The organism is Longimicrobium sp., assembly GCF_036554565.1.
GTDB lineage: Bacteria > Gemmatimonadota > Gemmatimonadetes > Longimicrobiales > Longimicrobiaceae > Longimicrobium.
Genome location: NZ_DATBNB010000812.1, coordinates 1 through 4,101, shown reverse-complemented (window position 1 = coordinate 4,101; position 4,101 = coordinate 1). Strand labels below are relative to the sequence as shown.

The following is a 4,101-nucleotide window of genomic DNA, read 5'->3' as shown; positions in this document are numbered from 1 at the left end:
TACTTGGTACTTCGCACTGGGTACCTGGTACTTTCACCTCAGACCAGGCTCCGCCGCTTCACCGCCTTGGCCTGCCCGCAGTAGCGTTCCAGCTGCTCGGCGTCGGCCGTTTCCCAGTCGTCGGGGATGGGGCAGAGCCGGCGCTTGTCGCCCTCGTTCTCAAAACACAGCCAGCCGCCTTCCAGCCCTGGCGTCAACGTATCGTCGTCCGACCCCGTCCCGTACTGCGGGACGATGTTCCACACGCGCCACTCGTGCCCGGTGGAATCCGTGAAGCTACGCAGTGCCATGTCACCCCCAGGTTTGTGCCAGCGGGGGCGCAGTGCACGCCGCGTGCCAATCGTTACAATTCTAAACGCGCCCGTTACATCGACTTACACAGATGTTCCAGGCATCCGGCCCGCCACGGCAGGGGCGGAAGGCGCTCACCAGCGCGGGTTGGCGGAGATCATCAACGCCGCCTTTTCGGCAGGCATCGGCTCGGCGAACAGGAATCCCTGGGCCTCGTCGCAGGCCATCCCCCGCAGCGCCGCCAGCTGCTCTCGCGTTTCCACCCCTTCGGCCACGACGCCTACGCGAAGGTTGCGCGCCAGGTTCACGATGGCGTGCACCAGCTGCGCGCTGCGGCCGTCGCGGTCCATCCGCCGCACGAACGAGCGGTCGATCTTCACCACGTCCAGCGGAAAGCGGTGCAGGTAGCCCAGCGACGAGTACCCGGTGCCGAAATCGTCCATGCACAGCACCACGCCCATCTCGCGCAGCCGCTCGAGCATGAGCACGGCGTTGGCCTCGTGGTCCAGCAGCACCGTTTCGGTGATCTCCAGCCGGAAGCGCCTGGGCTCCACGCCGCAGCTGGCCATCGTAGCGGCCAAGTGCTCGGCCAGGTCGGGCTGGGCGAACTGCAGGGGCGACAGGTTCACCGACATCGACACCCGCGCGTGCCCCAGCTCCTCGCGCCAGCGCTTCATCTGGGCGCAGGTTTCCTCGATCACCCACCGGCCGATCGGCAGGATCAGCCCCGTCTCTTCGGCCAACGGAATGAACTCGGCGGGGGTGATGTCGCCCCGCTCGGCGTGCCGCCAGCGCAGCAGCGCCTCGAAGCCTTCCACCCCGCCGCTGGCCAGCGACACGATGGGCTGGTACGCCAGGCGAAGCTCCCCCCGCTCCAGCGCCCGCCGCAGGTCCGACTCCAGCCGCAGCCGTGACAGCGCCTGCGCGTGCATGGCGCGGTCGAACACCTCGTAGCGGTTCTTTCCCAGGATCTTGGCGCGGCTGAGCGCGGCGTCGGCATCGCGCAGGAGCTCGTCGGGCTTTTCGTTCCCCGTGGCGGAGAGCGAGATGCCCACGCTGGCGGTGGCGAACACCTCGTGCCGCTCCAGCGTGAACGGTTCGGCGACGGCGTGAAGCAGCTTCTCGGCGACGTGCGTGGCCTCGAGCGGGCCCTGGATCCCCTCCAGCAGCACGGTGAACTCGTCGCCGCCGAAGCGGGCCAGCGTGTCGCCCGGGCGCAGCGCCTGCTCCAGCCGCTCCGCCGCCTCGCGCAGCAGCTGGTCGCCCACGCCGTGGCCCAGCGAGTCGTTGACCACCTTGAAGCGGTCGATGTCCAGGAACAGCACCGCCAGCGACAGGTGGTCGCCGCGGCGCACACGCTCGGCGGCGTGCTCCAGCCGGTCCACGAAGAGCAGGCGGTTGGGAAGGCCCGTCAGCGCGTCGTGAAGGGCGCCGTAGGAAAGCTGCTCCTCGGCCCGCTTGCGCTCGGTGATGTCGTGGATGATGCCCTGGTAGCCCAGCACCGTACCGTCGGGCGCGGTGCGCAGCGAGGCGGACAGGAGGGCGTCGATGGCCTCGCCGTCGGCGCGGCGCAGGCGCACCTCGTGGTCGCGCACGTACCCCGCGCGGGTGATCTCGTCGCGAAAGCGCTGCCGGTCGGCCGGGTTGGCGTACAGGTCGCCCACGCGCATGCGCAGCATCTGCTCGCGCGTGTAGGCGAACAGCTCCAGGCCGGCCGGGTTCATGTCCACGAAGTTGCCATCCACCGTGGTCATGTAGATGGCGTCGCGCGACTGCTCGAACAGGGAGCGGTAGCGGCCCTCGCTTTCCCGCAGCGCGCGCTCGGCGGCGCGCCGGGGCGTGACGTCGCGCGCGAACCCGTGCACCCCCACCACCCGGTTGCCGCGGGTGACGGCCGTTTCCACCAGCTCCAGCGCCACCATGTGCCCGTCGCGGTGCTTCGCCGTGGTGGGATAGGTGTTGGGCGTGCCTCCCGACGCCATGGTCTGCGCGGTCTGCTCGTCGACCAGGGCGTCGGACTCGGGCGAGGGGTGAAGCTCGTGGTAGCTGCGCCCCACCAGCTCTTCGGGCGTGTAGCCCAGCACGCTGGCCACCGAGGGCGACACGTACTCGAAGCGGCCGGCCCGGTCGTGGGAATAGAAGAACACCTGCTCGCTCCCGGCCACCATCAGCCGGTAGCGTTCTTCGCTGCGCCGCAGCTCCTCCTGCGCCCGTTCGCGGTCGGTGACGTCGCGGTTTACCCCCACCGCCCCCACCCGCCGCCCGGCGGCATCCAGCAGGGGCATCACCAGCGTTTCCGAGATGCCCTCGCTGCCGTCCTTGCGCACGAAGGGGATGCGCCCCTGCCAGCGTCCTACGCTGTCCAGCGCCTCGAACACCTCCTGCGCCACCTCCTGCGCCCGTTCGGGACCCAGCCACAGCTCGGGCCCGCGCCCCAGCGCCTCCTCGCGCGTCCAGCCGTAGACCCGCTCCGACGCCCGGTTCCATCCCGCGAGGCGGCCGTTCATGTCGGTGAACATCACCGCGTCGTACAGGCTGTCGAACACCAGCGCCTGCCGCTGGAGCTGCGCCTCGGCCTCCCGGTACGCGGTGATGTCGAACGCCGTGCCCAGCGCCGCGGCCTCGCCGCCGTATTCCACCACGCCGGCGGTAAAGTCCAGCCAGCGCTCGCCGCCGTCCTTGCGCAGGATCTTGAACTCGTAGCGCGGGGGAACGGGTTCGCCCCGCTGCCGCGCGAGCCCGCGCTCGCGCACCAGCTCGCGGAAGTCGGGGTGCACCATGTCCCAGAACGTCATCGCCAGCAGCTCGGCCCGGGAGTAGCCGGTGAGCTCCTCGGCGGCCGTGTTCACGTAGCGGAAGCGCGTGCCCTGGTAGACGAAGGTGGCGGCGGCGACGGTTTCGGCCAGCTCGCGGAACTGGCGGTCGCTCTCGCGCAGCGCCTCGGCGGCGCGGTCCAGCGCGGCCACGTCGCTCTGCAGGCGGTAGTAGCGGTCCAGCAGGTCGCCCGCGGCGGCGCCGGAGGTGCCCGCCAGCAGCCCGCGCGCCTCGTCGGCGCGGCGGAACTCGGCGTCAACCGCTTCCAGAAAGTGACGCCAGCCGGGCTCCAGGCCGTCGAGCGAGCCCAGGTGCAGCTCGGCCAGCCGGCGCAGCCCGTCGTGCAGGTGAAGGCCCGGAGGCAGGGCGGTGTTCATCGCGGGGTCCGAGAGCAGGCCCGGAGTGCGCGCCGGGAGAGGGCGCCACGGCGGAAATGAACGGGGGGGCGACTACCAGTATACCGGGGCCCCGCGTCCCGGCCAAGACTGTTCAGCTTGCCCGTGCCAGCCTGCATCTTGCGCGCCGCGTACGCGCCGCCGGGACGCCTCACCCCGGAGCGGCCTTCCCGCGCGGGCGCCCGCCCTTTTTCCCATTTTCACGTGCCGCCCGGGCCTTGGCCTCGGAGGTGGCAGAGCCCAGGTACCGCGCTGCCCAGACCTTGACGTTGAAGGCGTGCAGCATCAGCCCGTTCAGGTCGGCGTCGGCGTCCAGCTCGTCCCAGTGCAGCCCCTCGCCGTCTTCCCACACCTCCACCGCCGCCAATTGCGCGGGCGTGCCATCCTGAAGCCCGTGCACCAGCTCCGGAGGAAACCCGAACCGGCACCCGTTCTTCATCTCCACCATCATCACCCGCGCCGCCTCGTCGTACCAGGCGGTGGCCGCGCGGGGCTCGCCTCCGCCCGCGGCCGCGCCGGACACCCCGTTTTTGCTCAGGTCAGTGATCGCCGCCATGGTAGTTCCTCCACTCGGAAAGCAGGTGAGCCTGGCAGGTACGCG

At 70.6% G+C, this 4,101-nt stretch carries 3 protein-coding genes; all 3 read right to left on the bottom strand.

From position 1 onward, the window contains the following. Window positions 1–38: 38 nt before the first annotated feature. A complete protein-coding gene (locus VIB55_RS22975; protein ID WP_331879013.1) occupies window positions 39–290 on the bottom strand; it encodes a hypothetical protein in 252 nt (83 codons plus the stop codon). Between the two features lie 135 nt (window positions 291–425). Next, window positions 426–3,482, bottom strand: a complete 3,057-nt coding sequence (locus VIB55_RS22970) for a PAS domain S-box protein (RefSeq protein WP_331879012.1) — start codon at window positions 3,480–3,482, stop codon at window positions 426–428. Window positions 3,483–3,651: 169 nt separating this feature from the next. Beyond that, window positions 3,652–4,056, bottom strand: a complete 405-nt coding sequence (locus tag VIB55_RS22965; RefSeq protein WP_331879011.1) for a DUF2442 domain-containing protein — start codon at window positions 4,054–4,056, stop codon at window positions 3,652–3,654. Window positions 4,057–4,101 lie beyond the last annotated feature (45 nt).